This is a genomic window from Prevotella sp. CAG:592, from assembly GCF_000436015.1.
Classification (GTDB): Bacteria; Bacteroidota; Bacteroidia; order Bacteroidales; family Bacteroidaceae; genus Prevotella; species Prevotella pectinovora.
This window is the reverse complement of sequence record NZ_FR892480.1, coordinates 1-2,259: the sequence shown is the minus strand read 5'-3', so window position 1 is coordinate 2,259 and position 2,259 is coordinate 1. Positions and strand designations below refer to the sequence as shown.

Here is a 2,259-nt window from a genome sequence, read left to right as displayed (position 1 = left end):
ATTGTCTGGATGGTTTGCTGATGAAAAGGGTTTACGGCAAACTTAATTTATCAAGTCTAATTCTGACGAGGACGGACAATCCCAATTCTCTATCATAGTTTCTCTTTCCTAAGTCTGTTAAATCTGTTCTTCTAAATATAATAATAGGGCTGTCACCACAAATTACTTTAGATATTTTTAAGTTGTATTGCTTTAAAATATCATCAAAATCATACGTCAAAGATGTATTGTTTATGGCATATTCAACTTCTGAACAAGAAGGCTTTCCTGTGTCGTTATTTTTTATTAAGTTTTTTGCAACTTCATAAGATTTGTCTTGAAAACAAGTAAGCTCAAATAATATTTGTTTTAATTCTGATAATTCATATTCAGAAGATGCCCTTTTCATGCAACAAGAAAATTCATGTAAAAAAGTATTGTAATCATTTTTCTTATACTTCGTTCTTTTGGCTTTCTGGAACTTAGATACTGCTGTCGTGTCATCAGGCAAAACCTCCGCCTCTTTGTCAGATTCTTTACTATCTAAATCACAATGAATAGACATTCCTAACATTGTCGGTCCATACTTATAAAAAACAAAAGAATATGCAGAAACTGAATCTTCAGATTCTACATAGAATTCCATCCTTCTTGTCAAATCGCCTAAATCAGGTAACTGCTTCACTGCAACATTATCCTGTGAATGCAGATTCGTGATTAGAAAAACGAACAATACACACATTATATATTTAAAATACTTCATAATCAATGATATATGGCTCATTCGGTATTTGGAGTGATGAACGATTAATGGTGGACATCAGCAATTTAGAAAATTCCGTTTCCACAAAACCCTTAATATACAAAACTAAGAGAACATAAAATCTTAATTTGCATATAATGTAAGAAGATATTGTTTTAATAGCCCATGTATTGAGTAATACTCTTTGCTGTAAACAACTTATACGAGATAATTATAAAAAATTATAGATATATTTAATATGCCATCACTCCAAATTCTTGAAGACCCTAAATTAATTCCGCCAACAGGTTATTGATACTTGATTTCAGCCATAGGCAAATTCTTTAAAGCTACAAATTATATATCACGCTCTCAGGGAAAAGTAAGGGCATTCCTTTCTTTTTGATCTTGAAAGAATATGTATCACCATGTCCACTTGGACGACATAGCAGTAAGTCTACCGTTATGATATTCTGCTCAATAAGCACATCAAACTGTCCGACATTAGGATTCTTTGTGTGCTCAATCTGCTTATACCTAAAGTATTCCTTGCCGTCATGTTTCTCGTTTTCCACTTCAATCCAAAACGTTTCGTGATGCTTCGTAAGCAATCTTTGGTGCAACTTCATCAATCGCCATGCAGCAACATCTTCCAATCTCTTCATCTGTGCCTGGAGTTCAAGTTTTTCCACTGTCTGATTTACATTCAAGAAGAGGAATTGATTATTGGGCTATATCAAATTGTTTATTTGTGGAAGTATTTTGTTCATAAAAAACGAATAATTATTTTTACTTTGCCAAAATGGCTTCACTGATGGGTGAGCCGTGGCCTCTATATACAATTCCAATATTTCATCATAATCGAGCCAAATTACTTTTTCTCTGAATTCTTCGTATCCGAGATTGAGCGAAAGCACAAAATGTTTCTCCCATAAAGTAAATTTATGAGCGATTTCTCTTATTATGACTTCTTCTAATCCAAGCTCATTTTCTAAGTTGTATTTTCTTAAGAAAGAAATGTTAATGTCAAAATTACTTCTCCGTCTTTCCTTTCTCATAGGATATAGATAAAGAATCCTCTTCTTTCCTTCAATACAATCTTTCAATGACTTATTCTTATTGTATTTATACATTATCACGTCTGTTTATGGTTTTTTGCTTATGTCTGTTACAATCCATCCCATTCCCTTTATATGGTCAAGGAAATTGATGAAATTGTAAGCACCCCATTGATTGGAAACTACGAACTTAATGCCATCAGAACTTGTTAGTATAGATTTTTCTGATGACATAGTATAACGCGACATCAAATCTTTCTTGTTCTGTGAAGAAGAGGCTATGTCGGACATCGTACGCAATACTCCATAGGAACCTTGTAAGTTGTCAGGAAAAATTTGCGAAAGTTGCTCGAAAGTTAAATTTGGATGCTGCTTTATAAAGCAAGCTACTATCTCTCTGACAATGCGCCCTTTTCCCAAGAATACATGACCTCCATCTATCGAATATTTCGAATTGTCACGTTTGCTTTTGTTATACGT

Annotated in this window: 2 protein-coding genes and 2 pseudogenes; all 4 read right to left on the bottom strand. The window is 33.3% G+C overall.

Translation table 11 applies throughout. The annotated features are described in order from the left end of the window. Nucleotides 1-31: 31 nt before the first annotated feature. The gene (locus QVO99_RS00190) at nt 32-664 is read right to left on the bottom strand and encodes a hypothetical protein (protein ID WP_288176824.1); all 633 of its coding nucleotides are present in this window, start codon (nt 662-664) and stop codon (nt 32-34) included. Between the two features lie 407 nt (nt 665-1,071). Continuing rightward, a pseudogene (locus tag QVO99_RS00185) lies at nt 1,072-1,440 on the bottom strand (MvaI/BcnI family restriction endonuclease); the annotation flags it as partial. 12 nt (nt 1,441-1,452) lie between these two features. Beyond that, a complete protein-coding gene (locus QVO99_RS00180; protein WP_022315558.1) occupies nt 1,453-1,854 on the bottom strand; it encodes a hypothetical protein in 402 nt (133 codons plus the stop codon). A 12-nt stretch (nt 1,855-1,866) separates the two neighbouring features. Continuing rightward, nucleotides 1,867-2,259, bottom strand: a pseudogene (locus QVO99_RS00175) (hypothetical protein); the annotation flags it as partial.